This is a genomic window from Solwaraspora sp. WMMD1047 (assembly GCF_029626155.1).
GTDB lineage: Bacteria > Actinomycetota > Actinomycetes > Mycobacteriales > Micromonosporaceae > WMMD1047.
The window spans coordinates 701,700-722,169 of sequence record NZ_JARUBL010000001.1; the positions used below are offsets into that span (position 1 = coordinate 701,700).

Here is a 20,470-nt window from a genome sequence, read left to right on the forward strand (position 1 = left end):
GGCACAGGCGGGCAACGTCGACCCGGCCGCGCACGGCCGGGGGGTCGGGCGTCGCGGTCAGTCGAAGAAGCGGGCCAGGTGGCTGGCCTCGGGCGCCGGGTCGTCCGGGCCCAGCGGCGTGAGGTCGGCGAAGATCGACGCCCCGTCACAACCGGCGTGCAGCGGATACCACCGGGGCGTCCCGGGCGGCCGCTGGCAGATGCCCTTGATGGTCTGGACGTCCAGCAGCCGGACGTGGGTCGGGTCGGCGACCGCGTTGACGTGCCCCCACCACGGGCTCATCACGTGCAGCACGCCGCCCGGCCGCAGCACCCGGTGGCACTCGTCGACCAGGACCAGGAAGTCGATCAGGTGTTCCAGGATGTGCACCGTGAAGATCACGTCGACCGAGTCGTCGGCGATCGGCAGCGACCGGGACAGGTCGGCCACCGCGTCCACCCCCGGCGCCAGCCGCAGGTCCAGGCCGAGGTTGTCCGGGTACTGCTTGGCCGGGCCGCAGCCCAGGTCGAGCACGACCGGGGCCAGCCCGCCGACCCGGACCCGCGCCCAGACCGCGAGCACCCCGTCGAGCTGCCCGACCAGTTGCCGTACCAGGCGCAGGTCGGCCGGGTCGGCGACCTCGCCGGTCAGGTGCGCCACCCCCCGGTCGAACCGGACCTCGACGGCCAGCCGGCCCAGCCGGTCGTCGTGTTTGGCGAGGTCGGCGTACGCCCCGGTCAGGAAGTCGTCCCGCGCCCGGAGCCGGTCACCGGACAGGGCCGTGGGTGCCAACGCGACCATGGGTCACCTCCGGGTGCCGGGCTACCCGGTTCGGGGGTGGTTATTCCTGGCCGCCGAGCGTGGCGTCAGCGGGCGCGGCGTCAACGGGGCAGTGGGCGGCGGGCGGTGCGGCCCACGGCCCGTACCCGCTGCCGGGGCGCCGGCGCGGCCAACGGTCGTTTCAGGTGGTAGCGGTGCAGCTCACTGCTGCCCTGCTGGGTGAAGTCCTCGGTCACCGAGACCAGCTCCCAACCCTGCGCGCCGGCCAGGTTGAGATGGGCCAGGGCGGTGTCCCCGTTCGGCGTCACGTCGAGCACCACGCCATCCGGCCCGTACCAGGTGAAGGTCAGTTCCCACCCGGAGTCCTCAAGTCGCGGCTGCCGTCGCCGTACCAGCAGGGCGTACTCCCAGTTCACCATGGACATATTGTGGTCCGGCGATCGGCTGTGCGCACCCCACGTCAGTCCTCGCGGACCGTGCCGGCGTCGACCCGCAGCCGCCGGGTGGTGCGCACCGTGTCGAGCATCCGCCGGTCGTGGGTGACCAGCAGCAGGGTGCCCGGGTAGCCGGCCAGCGCCGACTCCAACTGCTCGATCGCCGGCAGGTCCAGGTGGTTGGTCGGCTCGTCGAGCACCAGCAGGTTGACCCCCCGACCCTGCAGCAGGGCGAGCGCCGCCCGGGTCCGCTCGCCGGGGGAGAGGGTCGCGGCCGGGCGCAGCACGTGCCCCGCGCGGAGGCCGAACTTCGCCAGCAGCGTCCGGGCGTCCGCCGGAGAGAGAAGATCCGCGACCGCCACCCGGAACGCGTCCAGCAGCGGCTGGTCGCCGAGGAACAACCCACGGGCCTGGTCGATCTCGCCGACCACCACCCCGGGGCCGAGTGACGCGTGCCCGGCGGCCAGCGGCAGCCGGCCGAGCAGGGCCGCCAGCAGCGTCGACTTGCCGGCCCCGTTGGCGCCGGTGATGGCGACCCGGTCACCCCAGCCGATCTGCAGGTCGAGCGGCCCGAGGGTGAAGGCCGCCCGGCGTACGACGGCGCCGCGCAGCGCCGCGACGACGGCCCCGGCGCGCGGCGCGGCGGCGATCTCCATCCGCAGCTCCCACTCCTTGCGCGGCTCCTCGACCACCTCCAGCCGCTCGATCAGCCGTTCGGTCTGCCGGGCCTTGGCGGCCTGCTTCTCGGTCGACTCGGACCGGAACTTCCGGCCGATCTTGTCGTTGTCGGTGGCCTTGCGCCGCGCGTTCTTGACCCCCTTCTCCATCCAGGCCCGCTGGGTCCGGGCCCGGGTCTCCAGCGCGGCGCGGGTGTCGGCGTACTCCTCGTAGTCGGCCCGGGCGTGCCGGCGGGCCACCTCCCGCTCCTCCAGGTAGGCGGCGTAACCCCCGCCGTACTGGCGGACCTGCTGCTGGGCCAGGTCCAGCTCGACGATCCGGGTGACCGTGCGGGTCAGGAACTCCCGGTCGTGGCTGACCAGCACCGTGCCAGCCCGCAGCCCGCCGACGAACTCCTCCAGCCGCTGGAGCCCGGCCAGGTCGAGATCGTTCGTGGGCTCGTCGAGCAGGAAGATGTCGTAGCGGCTGAGCAGCAACGACGCCATCGCCGCGCGGGCCGCCTGCCCGCCGGAGAGGTCGGTCATCGGCCGGTCCAGGTCGACCGCGAGGCCCAGGTCGGCGGCCACCTGCCCGGCCCGTTCGGACAGGTCGGCGCCGCCGAGCCCGAGCCAGCGGTCCAACGCCACCGAGTACGCCTCGTCGGCGCCGGCCCGGCCCACCGACAGCGCCTCGGTCGCGGCGTCCAACGCCGCCTGGGCGGCCGCCACCCCGGTCCGCCGCTCCAGGAACGCCGAGATCGTCTCCCCGGCCCGCCGGTCCGGCTCCTGCGGCAGGTAGCCGACCGTCGCGGTGGGCGGGGTCAGCGTCACCGAGCCCTCCTCGGCGGGCTGGCTGCCGGCCAGCGTGCGCAGCAGGGTCGACTTGCCGGCGCCGTTCCCGCCGACCAGCCCGACCACGTCGCCGGGCGCGACGACCAGCTCCAGCCCGGTGAAGAGGACGCGGTCACCGTGGCCGGCGGCGAGTCCCTTGGCGATCATCGTGGCGGTCATGAGGAGGCGATGGTATCCGGTCGGCCCGACCAGCACGGTCGGGCCGGGCGGGGCAGACTGGGCGGGTGGGAACGACTCTCGCGATCGACTGCGGTGGTGGTGGGATCAAGGCGTCGGTGCTGGACGAGGCCGGCACGATGCGGGCTCGGCCGCTGCGGGTGCCGACGCCGTATCCATTCCCGCCGGCGCTGTTCGTCAAGACCCTGGTGGAACTCGGGGGACAACTCCCGACGGCCGACCGGGTCACGGTCGGCATGCCGGGCATGCTGCGGCACGGGGTGGTGGTGGCGACCCCGCACTACGTCACCCGCAGCGGTCCACGTACCCGGGTCGACCCCGACCTGGTCACCCAGTGGACGGGCTTCGACGCCTGCAGCGCGCTGAGCACGGCGTTCGGGCTGCCGGCGCTGGTGCTCAACGACGCCGAGGTGCACGGCGCAGGCGTGGTGGCCGGCACCGGGCTGGAGCTGGTGTTGACGCTCGGCACCGGGCTGGGCTGTGCCGTGTTCGACGGTGGGCGGTTGGCCCCGCACCTGGAGCTGTCCCAGGCGCCGGTGCGATGGCGGATGAGCTACGACACCTATGTCGGCGAGCACGAGCGGCGCCGCCTCGGTGATGGCTTCTGGTCCCGGCGGGTGCGGGGCGTGGTGGAGGGTCTGCGGCCGGTCTTCCTCTGGGACCGGCTCTACCTGGGCGGTGGCAACGCGCGGCTGCTCCGGCCAGAGCAACTCGCCCGGATGGGCGACGACGTGGTGGTGGTGCCGAACACGGCGGGCATCGTGGGTGGCGTCCGAGCGTGGGCAATGGGCGCCGCCTGAGTGCCGGTCCGCAGCCCCTTGAGGAAGGCCAGCCAGGCTGGCCGGGCGAATGCCAGCACCGGTCCTTCGCGGTCCTTGCTGTCCCGTAACTGCACGAGGCCGGGTAGCTCGTCGGCGACTTCGACGCAGTTGTCCGCTCCGCCACTACGGGCGCTCTTCCGCCAGCTGGCCGCAGTCGGTTCCATGGGCCTGATCAACCTCTCGGAGTCTTGCTCGCCGCCACCAGTAGGCATCTCGTCTCGTCCGGGTCAAGGGCGCTCGACGCGAGCCTGTCGAAGGCGGCTCTGAATCTCTGCGTCTCTGACTCGCTCTCGATGTAGTGTGCCACTTCATATGATTCGAGATAAACCAGCGGTGGGTCCGGATCGAGCCCGAGGATGACGAATCCGTTGCCGACGGAGGCCGACGCCGCGCCGGCCGTCCATGGAAGGATCTGGATGGTCACGTTGGGCTCGTCGGCAAGTTCGACCAGGTGAGCAAGCTGTTCCTGGGTGATGTCGGCGCTTCCCATCTGCCTGTGTAGGACGCCCTCGTCAAGGACCGCGTGAATGGCGGGTGCGGATTTCCCGTCGGTTATCAGCTGCTGTCGGGCGATTCGCAGGCGGACCCGCCGCTCCAGTTCATCGCCCTCGCGTCCGCCGGCCGATATGACCGCCCGTGCATACTCGGGGGTCTGGAGAAGGCCGGGCACGAAAAGACTGTAGGTGTGCAGCGAGGTGGCTGTCGCCTCCAAGCCGACGTAGGTGCGTAGCCAGTCGGGAACCGAGCTGCCCTCACCGAAGATGGACGTGCTCCACCCTCGCCGGGCGGCCTCCTTGGCGAGTCTCTCCAATTCCTCGCGCTTCTCCGCCGAGGCGCCGTAGAGGGTCATCAAGGCGCGCATTGTATGAATCTTTGGGGCAGAATGCCCGTTTTCGAACCTGGAGAGCGACGACTTGGTCACCTCCGCCTGCTCCGCGGCCGCCTCAAGGGTCAGACCCTTCTGCTCACGGAGAGAGCGCAACTCCGTGGCGATGCGGCGTTTGAGGGCCACCGGCGGTCGGGTCATGGCAGACAGTCTGACATGGTCCGGCACGGCCTAATGCAGGGGACACGCCTGCCTGACGAGCAAAGTAGGAACTCCCAAACTGGTACTTTCGTGGTAACTCTGCGTTGCGCGCGGCCGGTGCCGTCGTGCCGGCTGCTCGCCGGCGCCGTGACGTGTCATCAGCGACGGCCGCTCCGGGTGCCGGACCGGATTGAACCCGGGCCGCTAATCGATACCGAATCGTCGCTTCGGGTATTCCGTGGAAGTCCAATCAAATTGATGTCCGAAAATGGTGATTGGCGGTCCTGGCTCCGCGCCGCGCGGTCCGGGACCGAGGGGTGCCGCCGGTCCGCGACGGTGTTGCGCCCCCACTATATCAGAACTACCAGTTTGAGAATCCCGAAAAAGCCGGTCTCCGGTGACCGAGTCGCCTTGGCTGCAGTGGTCCGCCCGTGTTTGTGCTTAGAGGAACGAGTCGGGGGCGCGAGAGATACTGTGATCTACGTCATACCGTTACTTGTGCCAGCCTCCGTGACAGGGGTGGAAGTTGCTGTTTGTATTTCCCACTATGGAACGAAGTTGACCCGAGCGCCTCTTGCCGGGTGACGAGCACCCGGCGGGACCGACGGCCATCCGGGCCGACGGCCTCGCCCGGGTGGGACCGGGATCGACCGCGGGCTCGGCGGGCGGCAATCGCGACGATCTGGGGGCATTGATGAGCGGCAACATCCCTGCGACCGAGCAAGCAGCAGTGGGCGAGTCCGGCGTTCCTGAGTGCGAGATCGTCATCCTCACCGACCGCCTCCGAACCGGGCTTGGTGTCGGTGGCGCCGAGAACGGGCGTGAGGACCGGTATCTCTATGGCGAGTTTCAGGGGAGCGACTTCCGGGCGGGAGTGCCGTCCGCCGCGACCCTGCTCTTTACCGGCCCCGCGCTCACGGCGACGATTCTGCACCTCATGCGGGGGGGCGTAGACGTTTTCGGGCCCGCCTGGGCGCGTCTGATGTCCGAAGCGTTCGTGGATTCGATGTCCATGCCAGAGGGCACGGACGGCTCGTGCCCGGGAGACCTGCCCATCGGCCAGTATCTGTGAGTCGAGTCCGCGACGGCGCTACCCGTACCTCGGATGGTCGGGCCGGTACCCGATCGGAGGAAGAATGAGAGACCGACAGCCGCTCCGGACCTGCCGGGTCCTACGGCGTGATCTCACGCGGCTGGCCGCAGCCGGTCCGGAACGCCGGTCAGGTCCCTAGCGATGTCGCCGTCTTCCGCGGTTATGCACGTGACCATCGACGCCATCGAGAAGATGCGGGCGGACCTGTCCGAGGCTGGAGATCGGGAGCACGGCACCGACGACTGCGGTTTGGCGTCGGCCATGGCCGTACACCGGCTGGCCACCATCCTGCAAGAAACCCACGCCTGGAGTCCGGCCATGTCCAGCCGAATTCGAGGCTTCACCGACGATCCGGCGCTACGCCGACTGGTGGACCGATTGCTCCGCGGTGACGAGGACGCTGACTTCCGGCTCCGGGAGTACGTTGCGCGCCGGCTGTCGGCGCCGGTCTCTCCGCGCTACCGCACCAGGATCGAAGCGGGCCTGGCGAGGATCGAGGAGCGGATGTGGGACGACGGATAGAGAGGCCCCCCGGAATGGATTTCCGGAGGGCCTCCCTATCCCTCGGTTCAGCCGCGGCGATGTGCCCCCCCGTCGCGGCCGACCCCCGCACCCACCGGCACCCGGGCGCGCGCTACCCCGGTCCGCGCGAACACCGGGCCCCGGTTTCTTCTGGATGCGTCCTGTAATGCATGGACACCCGCTTGGAACTGCTCTTTCACTCCATCCACGTGACCCTGCCGGTAGCCGCTGCGGTAGCCGAGCAGGCCGTGCATGCGGCCCGCGGCGTAGGCCGACGAGCCGGTCAGGGCCAACAGGAAAGCGAGGAAGAACGTGGACACGGGCAGACCTCCATTCGAGACGAGCTCAGACGTTCGGCCTCAGCGGAGCCGGGCAGGAGTAACCTTAAAATAGAACTCCCAATTTGGGAAGCACCTCTGTGTCCACAGTCTCAAGCCGACGGGACCGCGTGCGCGGTGGCGTCCTGTCGCGTTCTGTGGCACTCCGGGCCAGGCCCTGGAAGAGTCGCCTGACCGCCGTTGTTGTGGAAGCGTCGGTTGGGGACGGTTTCGACAGGAGGAGGGACCTGATGGATCTTCTGGCCGAATACCGGCGGGCGGTCATGTTCTTCGAGGCCGGCGACCCCGGTGGCGCGGTGCGGCTGCTGGAGCCCATCGTCGAGGCCGAGCCGGACAACTCCTCCGTACGGCAGTTGTTGGCCCGGGCCTATTTCCAGTCGGCCCAGCTCGGGCGGGCCGAGGAGCAGCTACGGGCGCTGGTGGACCGCGATCCGAGCGACCACTACGCCCACCACGTGCTGGGTCGGACCCTGGAGCGGCTCAACCGGCCGTCCGACGCGCTGCGGTACCTGCGCATCGCGGCCGCGATGCGGGCGGAGAATGACGACTACCTGACGGCACTGCGCCGGGTCGAGTCCCGGGTCAACGGGCAGCGGTGAGGCGAGGGTGAAGCTGAAGCTCGACCTGCACGACATCTACAACCGGGGCCACGACATCGACCGGGCGCTACGCGGCATCATCGACGAGGCGGTGGCGAAGAGGGCCACCCTGGTGGAGATCATCCCCGGGAAGGGTTCCGGTCAGCTCAAGAAGCGGGTGCTCCGGTTCCTGGACCAGAAGGAGATCAAGCAGCTCTACCACCGGGTGGAGAAGGACTCGAAGAACTTCGGTCGCCTCTTCATCCACTTCAGGCACAGGTAGCGCCAAGCCGCCTGGTGGTTCGGCGTGAGTGACCCACCGTGAGTCCCGCGATCCTGTCAGCGAGCCTTTACCGTCAGTTTCGTGACGGCCATGGATGACGGGGCCCCGAGTTGGGCGACGCTGGTCTGGACGGCTCGGCGGATCCTGGCCCAGCACCGGGAACCACCGGTCGACGGGCGACTGACCGGCCGGTGTGCCCAGTGCCGGCCGGATGGCTGCAACCAGGTGGACTGGGCCGACCGGGTCCTGGCGCGGCTGACGGACGGTGCGGCGCAGTGAGGCCGGCGCACCCGTCCCCCACCCAGGTCCGTAACCGCCTGATTCTGGCGGCCCGGTACATCGTCGCTGAGCACCGGCCGACCGTCGACGGGAGCTGTCCGGTCTGCCGGTTCGCCGGATGCCAGGCGCTGCTGACCGCGCAGGCGTACCTGGACTCGGTCGGCGCCCCACCGGCCCGGGGGGCGGACATCCGCCTCAGGTGATCGACGCATTGACACGCCTGAAACGCGCTGTCAATATCGCGTTAGCCCGTGGGAGCGCTTCCATTCGCGCTGCCCGGCACACCCGGCACGTGTCCTCCATTGAAAGGACTTCCGTGTTCCCACTACGCACCATGCTTCCGTTCCCACCAACCACGACACTCTCCCGGCGGGCGGTCCCGCTCGCCGTTGTGACCGCGGCGGCGCTGGCCGCCACGGTCGGCCTGACCGGCGGCGCCGCCCACGGGCAGGAGCCGGAAGCTCCGGAGCAGATCGTCAACGGCGGCTTCGACGACGGCCACGCCCCCTGGTGGGGCACCCCCAACCTGACCCTGGACTCCAGCAGCGGCCAGCTCTGCGCCGACGTGCCCGCCGGCACGGTGAACCCCTGGGACGCCATCATCGGGCAGGACAACATCCCGCTGGTCGCCGGCGAGACGTACGAGTTCCGGTTCTTCGGCAGCGCCAGCCCGGCCCGGGTCGGCAAGGCCCTGATCCAGCTTCCGGTCGACCCGTACACCCAGTACCTGGCCGCCAACCCGGAGCTGAGCGTCTCCGGCAACGACTACCGCTACACCTTCACCTCCCCGGTGGACCTGCCCAACGCACAGGTCGCCTTCCAGATCGGCGGCAGCGCCACCGCCTGGACGATCTGCCTGGACAACGTCTCCCTGCGCGGCGGGGCCGAGCCCGAGCAGTACGTTCCCGACACCGGCCCGCGGGTCCGGGTCAACCAGGTCGGCTACCTGCCCAAGGGCCCGAAGAACGCCACCGTGGTCACCGAGGCCACCACCGCCCTGCCGTGGCAGCTCAAGGACCGCAACGGCAAGGTGGTACGCCACGGCCGGACCAAGCCGCGCGGGGTGGACGCCTCGTCCGGGCAGAACGTGCACACGGTCGAGTTCGGCTCGTACACCCGGTCCGGGACCGGCTACACGCTGGTCGCCGACGGCGAGACCAGCCGGCCGTTCGACATCGGATCGGACTTCTACGAGAAGCTCCGCACCGACGCGCTGAAGTTCTACTACACCCAGCGCAGTGGGGTGGAGATTCGCGACGACCTGCGCCCCGGCTACGGCCGCCCGGCCGGCCACGTCGGCGTCGCGCCGAACCAGGGCGACACCGAGGTACCGTGCCAGCCCGGCGTCTGCGACTACACCCTGGACGTCTCCGGCGGCTGGTACGACGCCGGTGACCACGGCAAGTACGTCGTCAACGGCGGCATCTCGGTGCACCAGCTGATGAGCGAGTACGAGCGCTCCTGGCTGGCCCGCACCGGCGAGCCCTGGAAGCTGTGGGACCGGACCCTGAACCTGCCGGAGAGCGGCAACAAGGTCCCGGACATCCTCGACGAGGCCCGCTGGCAGCAGGAGTTCATGCTCAAGATGCAGGTGCCGGCCGGCGAGGAGCTGGCCGGAATGGCCCACCACAAGATCCACGACGAGTCGTGGACCGGGCTGCCGCTGCTGCCGCACCTGGACGACAAGCGGCGCGAGCTGCACCCGCCGTCCACCGCCGCCACCCTGAACCTGGCCGCCACGGCCGCCCAGGCGGCACGGGTCTACCGGCCGTACGACCGGCACTTCGCCGCCCGCAACCTGGCGGCGGCGAAGCGGGCCTGGGCCGCCGCGAAGGCCAACCCGGAGATCTACGCCAGCCCGAACGACGCCAACGGCGGCGGGCCGTACGACGACAGCGACGTCACCGACGAGTTCTACTGGGCCGCCGTGGAGCTCTTCATCACCACCGGTGAGAAGGAGTTCCGCGACTTCCTGCTGGCCTCGCCGCACCACACCGGCGACATCTTCACCGCCGGCGGCATGTACTGGGGCGGCACCGCGGCGCTCGGCCGGCTCGCGCTGGCCACCCTGCCGAACAAGCTGCCCCGCCACGAACGCGACAAGGTACGGGCATCGGTCGTCAAGGGCGCCGACGGGTATCTGGCGACGCTGAAGGCGCACCCGTACGGCATCCCGTACGCGCCGGCCAACAACCAGTTCGACTGGGGCTCCAACAGCGGGATCATCAACAACGCCATCGTGATCGCCACCGCCTTCGACATCACCGGCAAGGACAAGTACCGCGACGGTGTCCTGGAGACGATGGACTACATCTTCGGCCGCAACGCCCTCAACCAGTCCTACGTGACCGGCTACGGCGAGGTGGCGTCGAAGAACCAGCACAGCCGCTGGTACGCCCGGCAGCTCAATCCGGACCTGCCCAACCCGCCGGTCGGCACGCTCGCGGGCGGGCCGAACTCGGCGATCCAGGACCCGGTGGCCCAGCAGAAGCTGCAGGGCTGCGTGGCGCAGTTCTGCTACATCGACGACATCGAGTCGTGGGCGACGAACGAGCTGACCATCAACTGGAACGCTCCGCTCTCCTGGATCGCGGCGTTCATCGCCGACCAGGACAACGGCGACGCCCGGGGTCGCCTCTTCTGAGCCGAACCCCGCGTGCCGGGGTCTCCGCCCACCCGGGCGGGGACCCCGGTCCGTCAGAGCGGATAGGTCCGGGCGACCGCCACCAGCTCCGAGCTGTGCGTGCCGGCCACCCCGACCTCCGGCGGGCGGGGCCGGAAACCCGGCAGCCCGGTCAGACCGTCGCTGGCATCCATCGCCCGCAGCCGAACCTCCGCACCGAGCTGCCGGAACACCAGGGTGATCTCGACCCCCTCCGCTGGCGGGGCGTGGAAGACCACCCCGAAGCCCCACCGGCCCTCCGGCGGGTCCGGCACGGTGACCGGCTTACCGGCCACCACCGCTGCCCGCAGTTCCGCGTCGGCCGCCGCCACGTGCAGCGAGGCGAACCGGACCGGGCGCTGCGGGACCAGCCGGACGGTCAGGGTGCGCGTCCCGCCGTCGACGTTGTCGGCGACCGTCTCCACCACCGGGGCCGGCAGGGTGGCCGGCTCGGCCGGACCGGCCCGCAGCCGGGCCGTGCCGATCCCCGGGAAGTCGTCCCGGACCGACACCTCCCCGTCGACGTAGCCGGCGGTCCACGGCAGCGGGTCCGTCTCGTGGCTGAGCCAGCGGGCCGAGCCGGAGTCGGCGTCCAGCGCGTACATCAGGTGGGTCGGGGCCGGGTGTTCGGCGTCGAACCGGTCCACCGCCAGCCCCAACCCGGCGAAGAGCCCGGTGGCGAGCGCCGCCGCCAGCACTGGAACCGCTCCCAGTCGGCGGGCGCGCAGCGCGACCAGCCCGCGCTGACCGCCGGCCTCGGGATGCAGCAGATCCACCACCGGCAGCGCGGCCAGGCCGAGCAGCACCGCGAAGAGCGCCGCCGCGCCGCCCATCGCCATCCCCAACGCGGGGAAGAGCAGCACCACCGTCGGCAGCAGGATCACCAGGCCCACCGCCGCGCCGGCCGTCACCGCCAGCACGCCCCAGGGGCCGTCCGGCCGGACCGCGAGCGCGACCAGGCCGCCGACCGCGCCGCCCAGCGCCGGCAGCGTCACCAGGTACGCGCCGCCGGGCATCACCGCCGCCAGGACCAGCCCCAGCACGGCCAGCCAGCCGAACCCGGCGACCGCCAGCGCGGCCGGACCGAACCGGCGGCGGGTCAGCGCGTACCAGCCGAACAGGACGGCGGCGGCCAGCGCCAGCACGGCCAGCCGGTACCACTGCGGCCGGTACGGGTCGACCAGCTCGTGGTAGCCGGGCCGGACCGCGGTGATCCCCCACCAGAGCAGTTGGGCGCCGACCGGCGCGACCAGCACCGGCAGCAGGGCGAGGCCGAAGCCGGCGGCCAACTGCCGGCCGGTGGCCCGGCCCCGGCGGCGGGCCAGCCAACCCAGCGCGCCGACCGCGGCGAGCGCCAACCCGGCCAGCGGCCAGGTCAGCCAGCCTGGGTAGCGGACCAGGCCGCCGGGCACCGGGAAGTAGGTGGCGTCGCCGTCGACGGCCAGCCCGGCCAGGTCGACCGCCCCGAACTCGCGGGCCATCGCGAGCGTGTTGTCGCCGTGGTGTTGCAGGCTGGCCCGGTCCATCGACTCCGGGGTGTCCAGCGGGGTGTGGTAGACGGCCGCGCCGTCCAGGTAGGCCGCGTTGAGCCCGGCGAACCCCTCCGCGAGGAACGCGGTGAAGTCGGTGTCGTTGGGAAGCAGCCGGTAGATCTCCACCGCGAACGAGGTGCCGAGCGGGTGCGGCGCGGCCCGCGCGAACGCCGCCACCAGCCCGGCGTTCGCCGGCGACGTCTCGAACATGATCACCGGGCCGGTGCTGCCCCGGGCCTCCAGGTTGAGCACCACCCCGCCGTCGGCGGCCAGCGGATGGTCGGCCGCGAACGCGGCAGCGCCGCAGAGACACGCCTCCTCCGCGTCGGTGAGCACGAAGACGATGTCGTTGCGGGGGCGTGGCCCGTCCGCCAGCGCCCGCGCCACCTCCAGCACCGTCGAGGTGCCCGCGCCGTCGTCGTTGCCGCCCGGGGCGACCTGCGCGGAGTCGTAGTGCGCCACCAGGAAGACCCGGCCGGTCGGGTCGGTGCCGGGCAGCCGGGCCACCACGTTGCGGACCCGGGCCAGGGTGGCGCCGGCGGCGGCGCCGCTGAGCTGGCCGGCCTCGCTGGCGACGGTGTCCTGCACCGACGTCTCCAGGCCCAGCCCGCGCAGCACCCCCACCAGGTGCGCCCGGACCTGGTCGTTGGCCGGGTTGCCGGCGGCGTGCGGCCCGGCTCCCGCGACGGCCCGGACGTGCTGGTACGCCCGGCCGGCGCTGAACCGGTCGGCCGGGGCGTCCGGGCCGAGCGGGTCGGGCGCGCGCAGACCGGCCAGCGCCACCGCCCCCAGCACCGCCAGCGCGGCGAGCGCCGCGGCGGCGGCCAGGGCGCGGTGGCGCGGGCGGAGCAGCGCCCGGTCCGCCGGCCGTTGCAGGGATACGCGCACGGTCTGCCTCCCAGGGTGGTGGTGACGTGCAGGCCATCATCCCGCCCGCCCGACCGCCAGCCCAGCCGGCCCGTCGCCTAGCGTTAGGGCCATGTCCGCCGCCCCCGTTCCCGACCCGGCCGAGGCGCTCCGCGCGTTCGTGTCGCGGGTCGCGCCGTACGACCCCGACCCGGCCGCCCGGCCGGTCGCCACGGTCGGCATCCGCTCCGGCCACGCCACGGACCAGGTCACGCTCACCCCGTACCTGGTCGATGCGCTGGTCCGGGCGCTTGCCGGCTACCGCGACCCGGCTGATCGGGGCGGCTGCGCCGACTGCGGCGGCCGGCTGGACGACAACCTGCACTGCCCCGCCTGCGGTCGGCTGCACGGAGTGCTCGGCGAGGTGATCGCGCAGCGGGCGGCGCGGGTCCGGTCCGAGGCCGCGGCCGCCCGGTCGGAGGGGGTCGAGTGACCGGCCCGGCCCGGGCCGCGGGCATCTTGTGCGGTGCCGGCCGCTGGTACAGGATCAGCGGGTTGACCGCGACGGCGCCTGCCGGCAGCAGCCCGGCGCCGAGCTGGGTGGGGGCCCGACGTCAGGGAGGATCGGTATGACCGGCTCCTCGGTGGCGCCGCTACCGGCGTACTCGCACGGTGGCCTGGGGCGACACCCCAACCTGCCGCAGGGCGAGCGGCTGCGGGTCCTGCTGGTCGAGGACGACGAGGGGGACGCCTTCCTCGTCGGTGAGCTGCTCGCCGAGACCGACGCCGCGATCGACCTGGCGGTGGCGACCAGCCTCAACCAGGCCCGGACCCGGTTCGCCGGGGTGGACTGCGTACTGCTGGATCTGGGGTTGCCCGACGCGCAGGGGCTCGACGGGCTGCGCCAGGTGCTGGCCGCGGCCAGCGGGGCGGCCGTCTGTGTACTCACCGGCCGACAGGACGAGCACCTCGGCATCGCCGCGGTCGCGGAGGGCGCCCAGGACTACCTGGTCAAGGGCCAGGTCGACGGCGTGCTGCTGGCCCGGGCGCTGCGCTACGCGGTGGAGCGCAAGCGGGCCGACGAGAACGCCCGCCGGCTGCGCGAGGTGGAGCTGCGCCAGGCCGAGTCGGCCCGGCTGGAGCGGGGGCTGCTGCCGAAGCCGCTGATGGACACCGACCAGGTGCAGGTGCACCCGTTCTACCGGCCCGGCCGGCACGCCGCGCTGATCGGCGGCGACTTCTACGACGTGGTGCAGACCGCGCCCGGCCGGGTGGACCTGATCGTCGGGGACGTCTGCGGGCACGGCGTGGACGAGGCCGCGCTCGGGGTCGAGCTGCGGGTCGCCTGGCGGGCCCTGGTGCTGGCCCGGGTGCCCGACAACGAGGTGCTCCCGGCGCTGGAGCAGGTGCTGATGAGCGAGCGCCGGCTACGGGAGATCTTCGCGACGGTGGCGAGCGTACGGCTCGACCTGGCCGCCAACCGGGCCACGGTACGCCTCGCCGGGCATCCGCCGCCGCTGTTGCTCTCGGCCGGTAGGGTCGCGCCGGTGGCGGCCCCGGGCGGGCTGCTGCTCGGGGTGCGCCCGCGCCCCCCGGCCGCCTTCGAGCTGGAGTTCGACACTGATGACTGGTCGCTACTGATGTACACCGACGGGCTGATCGAGGGGCGGGTCGGCGACGGCGACGAGCGGCTCGACGTCTCCGGGCTGCGCGGCCTGGTCGCGGATCCGGGGAATCGGGGCGTACCGCTGCGTGACCTGCCCGGCTGGCTGGTCGGCCGGGCGGAGGAGGTCAACGGCGGGCCGCTCGCCGATGACGTGGCCATGCTGCTGGTCAGCCGGGGTGCCGGCCGATGAGGACGAACTGGAGCCTGCGGCGGCGGGTCGGCATCCTCTGCGCGGTGGTCGGCTCGATGCTCGCCCTGGTCGCGGTGGCCGAGGCGGTGGTGGCGAACGACAACCGCGACCACATCGACGCCATCCTCACCACGGCCGGCCCGCTGCGGGTCGACGCGGAGGCCCTGCTCGCCGCGCTCGTCAACCAGGAGACCGGCGTCCGCGGGTACGCGGTGACCGGCGACCAGGCCGACCTGGCGCCGTACCAGACCGGGTTGCAGCAGGAGCGCGAACTGGTCGACCGGATGACCGGTCTGCTCGACGGGGAGCCGGAGATCCAGCGGGAGCTGGCCGAGGTGGCCGACGAGGCGGCGGCCTGGCGGGTGGCGGTGGCCGAGCCGGTGATCGCGGCGGTGGCGGCGGGCGGTCCGGAGGCGGCGCAGCCGCTGCTCGACGACGCCGCCCGGCGACAGTTTGACGCGCTGCGCGGCTCCACCGACGAGCTACAGCAGTCGATCTTCGCGCTGCGCAACCAGCTCGCCGAGAACGCCCGGCAGACCGGCAACACCCTGGTGCTGCTGCTGCTCATCGCGGCCGGCGTGGTGATCGTCGCCGGGGTGGCCCTGATCACCTCACTGAACCGGCTGGTCATCGGGCCGGTGACGAACCTGGCCGGCCAGGTCCGGGCGGTGGCCGACGGCGACTACCAGCGGGAGATCGAACGGGTCGGCCCGCCGGAGCTGGCGCAGCTCGCCGGCGACGTGGACGGGATGCGGCAACGCATCGCCGCCGACCTGGCCGAGGTACGCGAGGCCCGGACCCGGATGGAGTGGGTGAACAGCCAGCTGGAGAAGCAGGCCGAGGAGCTGGTCCGGTCGAACCGGGACCTGGAGCAGTTCGCCTACGTGGCCTCGCACGACCTGCAGGAGCCGCTGCGCAAGGTGGCCAGCTTCTGCCAGCTTCTGCAGCGCCGCTACGCGGGCCAGCTCGACGAGCGCGCCGACCAGTACATCGCCTTCGCGGTGGACGGCGCACAGCGGATGCAGCGGCTCATCAACGACCTGCTGGCCTTCTCCCGGATCGGTCGACTCACCACCGGCTTCACCGACGTCGACCTGAACAAGGTAATGGGGGACGTGGCGACCCAGACCGAGGCGTCCCGGCAGTACGCCAAGGGCGAGCTGATCTGGTCGGACCTGCCGGTGGTGCGTGGCGAGGAGCCGCTGCTGACGAACCTGCTGGTCAACCTGGTCAGCAACTCGTTGAAGTTCCGCCGCCCGGACGTCGCGCCGGTGGTGCGGATCTCGGCCCGCCGGGTCGACGACGACTGGGAGATCACCTGCCAGGACAATGGCATCGGCATCGAGGCCGAGTTCGCCGACAAGATCTTCGTCATCTTCCAGCGGTTGCACTCCAAGGACGCCTACCCCGGCACCGGGATCGGCCTGGCGATCGTCAAGAAGATCGTCGAGTACCACGGCGGTCGGGTCTGGGTTGACCAGGAAACGAGCGAGGGTACGGCGATCCGATTTACCCTGCCGGTGGTGAGTGATCAGGAGCCGGCCGGCGGGGAGCAGTCGCAGCAACCGGAGAGCGAAGGCGTGAAGGAGACGGTGACATGACGGCGCCGGCCGACGGCAAGAGTCCGATCGAGGTCCTGCTGGTCGAGGACGACCCGGGCGACGTCCTGATGACCAAGGAGGCGTTCGAGGAGCACAAGCTCCGCAACCGCCTCACCGTCGTCTCCGACGGCGCCCAGGCGCTGGCCTACCTGCGCCGCGAGGGCGAGTACGCCGACGCCGAGGTCCCCGACCTGATCCTGCTCGACCTGAACCTGCCGAAGCGGGACGGCCGGCAGGTGCTCGCCGAGATCAAGAACGACGAGCAGCTCTGCCGCATCCCGGTGGTGGTGCTCACCACCTCGCAGGCCGACGAGGACATCCTGCGCAGCTACCAACTGCACGCCAACGCGTACGTCGCCAAGCCCGTCGACTTCGAGCGGTTCATCGCGGTGGTGCGCCAGATCGACGAGTTCTTCGTCAGCGTGGTGAAACTCCCGCCGCGCGGTTGATCATGATTGACGAGGTCGGGGCACTGATGCGGGAGGCGGCGGCCCGCGCCATCCTCCCCGCCTACCGACGGCTGGGCGCCGACGACGTGACCGAGAAGGCGCCCGGTGAGGTGGTGACGGTCGCCGACCGGCAGGCCGAGCGGATCCTCACCGACGGGCTGACCCGGCTGCTGCCCGACTCGCAGGTGGTCGGCGAGGAGGGGGTGGCCGACGACCCCGCCACCCTGGCCCGGCTCGACCTGCCCGGACCGGTCTGGCTCGTCGACCCGCTGGACGGCACCGCCAACTTCGCCTCCGGTCGGGAGCCGTTCGCGGTGATGGTGGCGCTGCGCCGGGACGGGGTCACCGAGGCGAGCTGGATTCTCGACCCGATGGCCGACCGGCTGACCGTGGCCCGAGCCGGCGTGGGGGCGTACGCCGATGGGGTCGAGCTGCGGGCGCCGGCCGGCGCGCCGCCGGTGGCGGCGCTGCGCGGCGTGCTGCCGACCCGGTTCCTGCCGCCGCCGGTCCGGGCCGCCGTGCAGGCCCGTGCCGCGCGCCTCGGCGAGGTGCTCGCCGGCCACCACTGCGCCGGCCGGGAGTACCCCGACATCGTCGCCGGGATCCAGCACTTCGCGCTCTTCTGGCGCACCCTGCCCTGGGACCACGCACCCGGCGCGCTGCTGGTGGGCGAGACCGGCGGGGTGGCCCGCCGGCTCGACGGCAGCCCGTACCAGCCGGCTGACGGGCGGGCCGGGCTGCTGGTCGCGGCCAATGAGGAGATCTGGCACACCGTACGCGAAACGCTTTTCTCCGGAGTGGACCCGACGGCTCCGCCCGACGGCGTGGTCGGGGGCGACGGGCCGGCCCCCGATTCGGTAGGCTGACCGGCGGTCCACGCCAGGGTGGCGTCCGAAGGGCGCCGGCGCGGGCTGCTGCCGAGAATGCGGTTGTCGCCGGAACGGGTACGGCGCGGGGGATCACGACGTTCGGCGTGGGGTCGGCGGCCGACAGAGGAGACGGCTTTACGTGCGCAAGACGGGCTTCACCCGACAGCGGGCCCTGACGCTGGTCGTCGCGCTGGTCGCCGCGTTGGCGGCACCCGCGGCCGTACCGGTCAGCCCCGTCGCCGCCGCGCCGAGTTCCCCCGGCGACGAGGGCGGCAAGAGCCTGCGTGAGGTGTTCGAGGCGGCCTCGAAGGGCCACATCGAGGCCACGAACAAACTGGAGAAATCCAAGAAGCGCCAGTCCGACCTGGGGTTGCAGCTGGAACTCATCGAGGCCCGGGTGCAGAGCCTCAGCGCCGAGCTGGGCACGGTGGCCGCCGAGTCGTACCGGCTCGGCCGGCTCACCCCGATGTCGATGCTGCTCAACAGCGCCTCCCCGGACGCGTTCCTGGAGCGGGCCGCCGGGCTGGACGTGCTCGCCCAGCGGGACGGCCGCAAGCTCCGGGAGCTGATCGAGACGCGGGACCAGGCCGACCGGGCCAAGGCCGCCATCGACAATGAGGTCAAGGAGCAGAAGAAGCAGCTCGCCGTCATCGCGAAGAAGAAGCAGGACGCCGAGCGGGCGCTGGCCACCGTCGGCGGCTCGCCGAGTGGTGGGTTCATCAACGCCAACTCGCCGCTGGCCAAGCCGGCGCCGCGCAACTCCGACGGTTCCTGGCCGAACGAGTCCTGCACCATCGACGACCCGACCACCGGCGGCTGCATCACCCCGCGGACGCTGCACGCGTACAACCAGGCCAGGGCGGCCGGTTTCAAGCGGCACACCTCCTGTCACCGCAGCGGCGGCGGCGGTGAGCATCCGAAGGGGCAGGCCTGCGACTTCTCCTCCGGGGCGGAGGGCTTCAAGAACTCCCACGCCACCGGCGGCGACCGCACCTACGGCAACAACCTGGCCTCGTTCTACATCAAGAACGCCAACCGACTCGGTGTGCTGTACGTGATCTGGTACCGGCAGATCTGGATGCCCGGCACCGGCTGGCGGTCATACAGCGGCGGCAGCAGTCCGGCCGGGGCGCACACGAACCACGTTCATCTCTCCATGATCTAGGCAGGTCCGGTCCGCCGGTTGCGTACCATTGCGGCGATGGAATCTCCCGCACCCGACGTGACCGGCGGCCCACCGCCGACCGAGCCGACCGACGAGGCCGTCGTGGTGCCGCACGCACTGCCGAACGGGCTCGCCGCCGCGCTGGTCTTCCTGGCCAGCGGCGCGGTGTTGGTACTGGAGACCGCCTCGCTGCGGCTCGTCGGCCCGTACGTCGGGGTGACCCTGCAGGTGACCAGCTCGGTGATCGGGGTGGCGCTGGCCGCGATCGCCTACGGTGCGTGGTTCGGCGGCTGGATCGCCGATCGACGTGACCCGCGTACCCTGCTGGCCCCGGCGCTGGTGCTGGCCGGTGTCACCACCGCCATCACGCTGCCGATCGTCCGGTACGCCGGTGAGGTGCTGCGCGGCGGGGCCGCCGCCGGCATCGTGCTGCTCACCGCGCTGGCGATCTTCCTGCCGGCCGCGCTGCTCGCCGCGGTCACCCCGCTGGTGGTGAAGCTGCAGCTCGCCGACCTGCGACGGACCGGGCAGGTGGTCGGCAAACTCTCCAGCATCGGCACCCTGGGCGCCATCACCGCCACCTTCGGCACCGGCTTCGTGCTGGTCGCCACCCTGCCCAGCAGCGTGATCATCGCCGGACTGGCGGTGCTGCTGGGCGGCACCGGGATCGCCCTCGGGGTCTACCTGCGCCGCCGCGACCACACGGCGGTGCCGGGCCGGCCGAAGGTGAAGGCCGCGGTCGCCGTGCTGGCGCTGGCCGGGGCCGCCCTCACCGTGGTCGCCCCGAACCCGTGCGACGTGGAGACCGAGTACCACTGCGCGTCGATCGTGACCGATCCCGACAACTCGACCGGTCGGACGCTGGTGCTCAACTCGGCCCGGCACTCCTACGTGGACCTCGCCGACCCGACCCACCTGGAGTTCGAGTACACCCAGTGGATCGGCGCGGTGGCCGACGTGATGGCACCGGCCGGCGAGCGGCTGGACGCCGTACACCTCGGTGGCGGCGGCTTCACCATGCCGCGCTACCTCACCGCGACCCGGCCCGGCACCGACAACCTGGTGTACGAGATCGACGGCCAACTTGTCGACCTGGGTCGCCGGGAGCTGGACGTCCGGCCCGGCCCGGACCTGCGACCGCAGATCGGCGACGCCCGGATGCTCATCGGCCGGTTGCCCGACGACCGGGCCGACCTGGTGGTCGGCGACGCGTTCGGCCACCTGGTGGTGCCCTGGCACCTGGCCACCCGTGAGATGGCCGCCGAGGTGCACCGGATCGTCCGGCCCACCGGCGTCTACGCCCAGAACGTGATCGACTATCCGCCGCTGCGGTTCATCCGCGCGGAGCTCGCCACGGTTGCCGCCGAGTTCGCCCACGTCGCGCTGATCGCGCCGCCCGACGGTCTGGCCGGCGAGCGGGGGGCGAACTTCGTGATCGTCGCCTCCGCGGCGCCGCTGCCGCTGGCCGCCCTGCGCGACCGGCTGGCCACCTCGGTCGACGCGCCGGTCACGCTGCTGTCCGGCACCGAGCTGGCCGAGTTCGTCGACGACGCCCTCGTGCTCACCGACGAGTACGCCCCGGTCGACCAGCTCCTCGCCACCGGCTGACCGGGGTTTCGTCTGCTGACCGATTTCGCCATTTCGGGTGTAGCCCGACCCGGGTTGGGCAAG

20 protein-coding genes and 2 pseudogenes are annotated in these 20,470 nt (G+C 71.9%); 15 read left to right on the plus strand and 7 right to left on the minus strand.

The genetic code is table 11. The annotated features are described in order from the left end of the window. Nucleotides 1-57: 57 nt before the first annotated feature. The 3 genes and pseudogenes from O7627_RS03240 to O7627_RS03250 all read right to left on the minus strand — a co-directional run bounded on the left by O7627_RS03240 (nucleotide 58) and on the right by O7627_RS03250 (nucleotide 2,860). The gene (locus O7627_RS03240; RefSeq protein WP_278092015.1) at nucleotides 58-780 is read right to left on the minus strand and encodes a methyltransferase domain-containing protein; all 723 of its coding nucleotides are present in this window, start codon (nucleotides 778-780) and stop codon (nucleotides 58-60) included. A 149-nt stretch (nucleotides 781-929) separates the two neighbouring features. Next, a pseudogene (locus O7627_RS03245) lies at nucleotides 930-1,178 on the minus strand (hypothetical protein); the annotation flags it as partial. A gap of 41 nt (nucleotides 1,179-1,219) precedes the next feature. Continuing rightward, complete coding sequence (locus O7627_RS03250; protein WP_278092017.1) at nucleotides 1,220-2,860, minus strand: ABC-F family ATP-binding cassette domain-containing protein; 1,641 nt, start codon at nucleotides 2,858-2,860, stop codon at nucleotides 1,220-1,222. A 65-nt stretch (nucleotides 2,861-2,925) separates the two neighbouring features. On the opposite strand from O7627_RS03250, the gene O7627_RS03255 reads away from it, so the two are divergent. Further along, the gene (locus O7627_RS03255) at nucleotides 2,926-3,678 is read left to right on the plus strand and encodes an ROK family protein (RefSeq protein WP_278092018.1); all 753 of its coding nucleotides are present in this window, start codon (nucleotides 2,926-2,928) and stop codon (nucleotides 3,676-3,678) included. 20 nt (nucleotides 3,679-3,698) lie between these two features. On the opposite strand, the pseudogene O7627_RS03260 reads toward O7627_RS03255, so the two are convergent. Next, nucleotides 3,699-3,863, minus strand: a pseudogene (locus O7627_RS03260) (DUF397 domain-containing protein); the annotation flags it as partial. 8 nt (nucleotides 3,864-3,871) lie between these two features. Continuing rightward, the gene (locus tag O7627_RS03265) at nucleotides 3,872-4,726 is read right to left on the minus strand and encodes a helix-turn-helix transcriptional regulator (RefSeq protein WP_278092019.1); all 855 of its coding nucleotides are present in this window, start codon (nucleotides 4,724-4,726) and stop codon (nucleotides 3,872-3,874) included. Nucleotides 4,727-5,300: 574 nt separating this feature from the next. Here O7627_RS03265 and O7627_RS03270 point away from each other — a divergent pair. Both O7627_RS03270 and O7627_RS03275 read left to right on the plus strand, forming a co-directional pair. Continuing rightward, nucleotides 5,301-5,798 carry a hypothetical protein gene (locus O7627_RS03270; protein ID WP_278092020.1) on the plus strand — a complete coding sequence of 166 codons (498 nt, stop codon included), beginning with the start codon at nucleotides 5,301-5,303 and terminating at the stop codon, nucleotides 5,796-5,798. Between the two features lie 189 nt (nucleotides 5,799-5,987). Next, nucleotides 5,988-6,341, plus strand: coding sequence for a hypothetical protein (locus O7627_RS03275; RefSeq protein WP_278092021.1), 354 nt, complete (start codon nucleotides 5,988-5,990; stop codon nucleotides 6,339-6,341). A gap of 47 nt (nucleotides 6,342-6,388) precedes the next feature. Here the strand turns inward: O7627_RS03275 and O7627_RS03280 are convergent, their stop codons facing one another. Next, complete coding sequence (locus tag O7627_RS03280) at nucleotides 6,389-6,661, minus strand: hypothetical protein (RefSeq protein WP_278092022.1); 273 nt, start codon at nucleotides 6,659-6,661, stop codon at nucleotides 6,389-6,391. 248 nt (nucleotides 6,662-6,909) lie between these two features. Here O7627_RS03280 and O7627_RS03285 point away from each other — a divergent pair, with 248 nt between their 5' ends. The 5 genes from O7627_RS03285 (at nucleotide 6,910) to O7627_RS03305 (ending at nucleotide 10,463) form a co-directional block, all read left to right on the plus strand. Beyond that, nucleotides 6,910-7,278 carry a tetratricopeptide repeat protein gene (locus tag O7627_RS03285; protein ID WP_278092023.1) on the plus strand — a complete coding sequence of 123 codons (369 nt, stop codon included), beginning with the start codon at nucleotides 6,910-6,912 and terminating at the stop codon, nucleotides 7,276-7,278. 7 nt (nucleotides 7,279-7,285) lie between these two features. After that, the gene (locus O7627_RS03290) at nucleotides 7,286-7,540 is read left to right on the plus strand and encodes a Smr/MutS family protein (RefSeq protein ID WP_278092024.1); all 255 of its coding nucleotides are present in this window, start codon (nucleotides 7,286-7,288) and stop codon (nucleotides 7,538-7,540) included. Nucleotides 7,541-7,621: 81 nt separating this feature from the next. Next, nucleotides 7,622-7,819: a hypothetical protein gene (locus O7627_RS03295; RefSeq protein ID WP_278092025.1), complete on the plus strand. Its 198-nt coding sequence runs from the start codon at nucleotides 7,622-7,624 to the stop codon at nucleotides 7,817-7,819. Further along, a complete protein-coding gene (locus O7627_RS03300) occupies nucleotides 7,816-8,022 on the plus strand; it encodes a hypothetical protein (protein WP_278092026.1) in 207 nt (68 codons plus the stop codon). The genes O7627_RS03295 and O7627_RS03300 overlap by 4 nt, the downstream gene beginning before the upstream one ends. A 131-nt stretch (nucleotides 8,023-8,153) precedes the next feature. Further along, nucleotides 8,154-10,463 carry a glycoside hydrolase family 9 protein gene (locus O7627_RS03305; RefSeq protein WP_278098136.1) on the plus strand — a complete coding sequence of 770 codons (2,310 nt, stop codon included), beginning with the start codon at nucleotides 8,154-8,156 and terminating at the stop codon, nucleotides 10,461-10,463. 53 nt (nucleotides 10,464-10,516) lie between these two features. Here the strand turns inward: O7627_RS03305 and O7627_RS03310 are convergent, their stop codons facing one another. Next, nucleotides 10,517-12,901, minus strand: coding sequence for a M28 family peptidase (locus O7627_RS03310; protein WP_278092027.1), 2,385 nt, complete (start codon nucleotides 12,899-12,901; stop codon nucleotides 10,517-10,519). A gap of 91 nt (nucleotides 12,902-12,992) precedes the next feature. Here O7627_RS03310 and O7627_RS03315 point away from each other — a divergent pair, with 91 nt between their 5' ends. The 7 genes from O7627_RS03315 to O7627_RS03345 all read left to right on the plus strand — a co-directional run bounded on the left by O7627_RS03315 (nucleotide 12,993) and on the right by O7627_RS03345 (nucleotide 20,407). Beyond that, on the plus strand, nucleotides 12,993-13,352 hold the full coding sequence (locus O7627_RS03315) for a hypothetical protein (RefSeq protein WP_278092028.1): 360 nt from the start codon (nucleotides 12,993-12,995) through the stop codon (nucleotides 13,350-13,352). 136 nt (nucleotides 13,353-13,488) lie between these two features. After that, nucleotides 13,489-14,715 (plus strand): SpoIIE family protein phosphatase, encoded by a 1,227-nt coding sequence (locus O7627_RS03320; protein ID WP_278092029.1) that lies wholly within the window; start codon nucleotides 13,489-13,491, stop codon nucleotides 14,713-14,715. Then, a complete protein-coding gene (locus O7627_RS03325; RefSeq protein ID WP_278092030.1) occupies nucleotides 14,712-16,316 on the plus strand; it encodes a sensor histidine kinase in 1,605 nt (534 codons plus the stop codon). The genes O7627_RS03320 and O7627_RS03325 overlap by 4 nt, the downstream gene beginning before the upstream one ends. Continuing rightward, nucleotides 16,313-16,765: a response regulator gene (locus O7627_RS03330; protein ID WP_278092031.1), complete on the plus strand. Its 453-nt coding sequence runs from the start codon at nucleotides 16,313-16,315 to the stop codon at nucleotides 16,763-16,765. Before O7627_RS03325 ends, O7627_RS03330 begins: the two co-directional genes overlap by 4 nt. 2 nt (nucleotides 16,766-16,767) lie before the next feature. Next, nucleotides 16,768-17,631, plus strand: coding sequence for an inositol monophosphatase family protein (locus tag O7627_RS03335; protein WP_278092032.1), 864 nt, complete (start codon nucleotides 16,768-16,770; stop codon nucleotides 17,629-17,631). A gap of 205 nt (nucleotides 17,632-17,836) precedes the next feature. Next, nucleotides 17,837-18,799 (plus strand): hypothetical protein, encoded by a 963-nt coding sequence (locus tag O7627_RS03340; RefSeq protein WP_278098137.1) that lies wholly within the window; start codon nucleotides 17,837-17,839, stop codon nucleotides 18,797-18,799. Nucleotides 18,800-18,835: 36 nt separating this feature from the next. Continuing rightward, entirely contained in the window at nucleotides 18,836-20,407 is a 1,572-nt protein-coding gene (locus O7627_RS03345; protein WP_278092033.1) for a fused MFS/spermidine synthase, read from the plus strand. The last annotated feature ends 63 nt before the right edge of the window (nucleotides 20,408-20,470 follow it).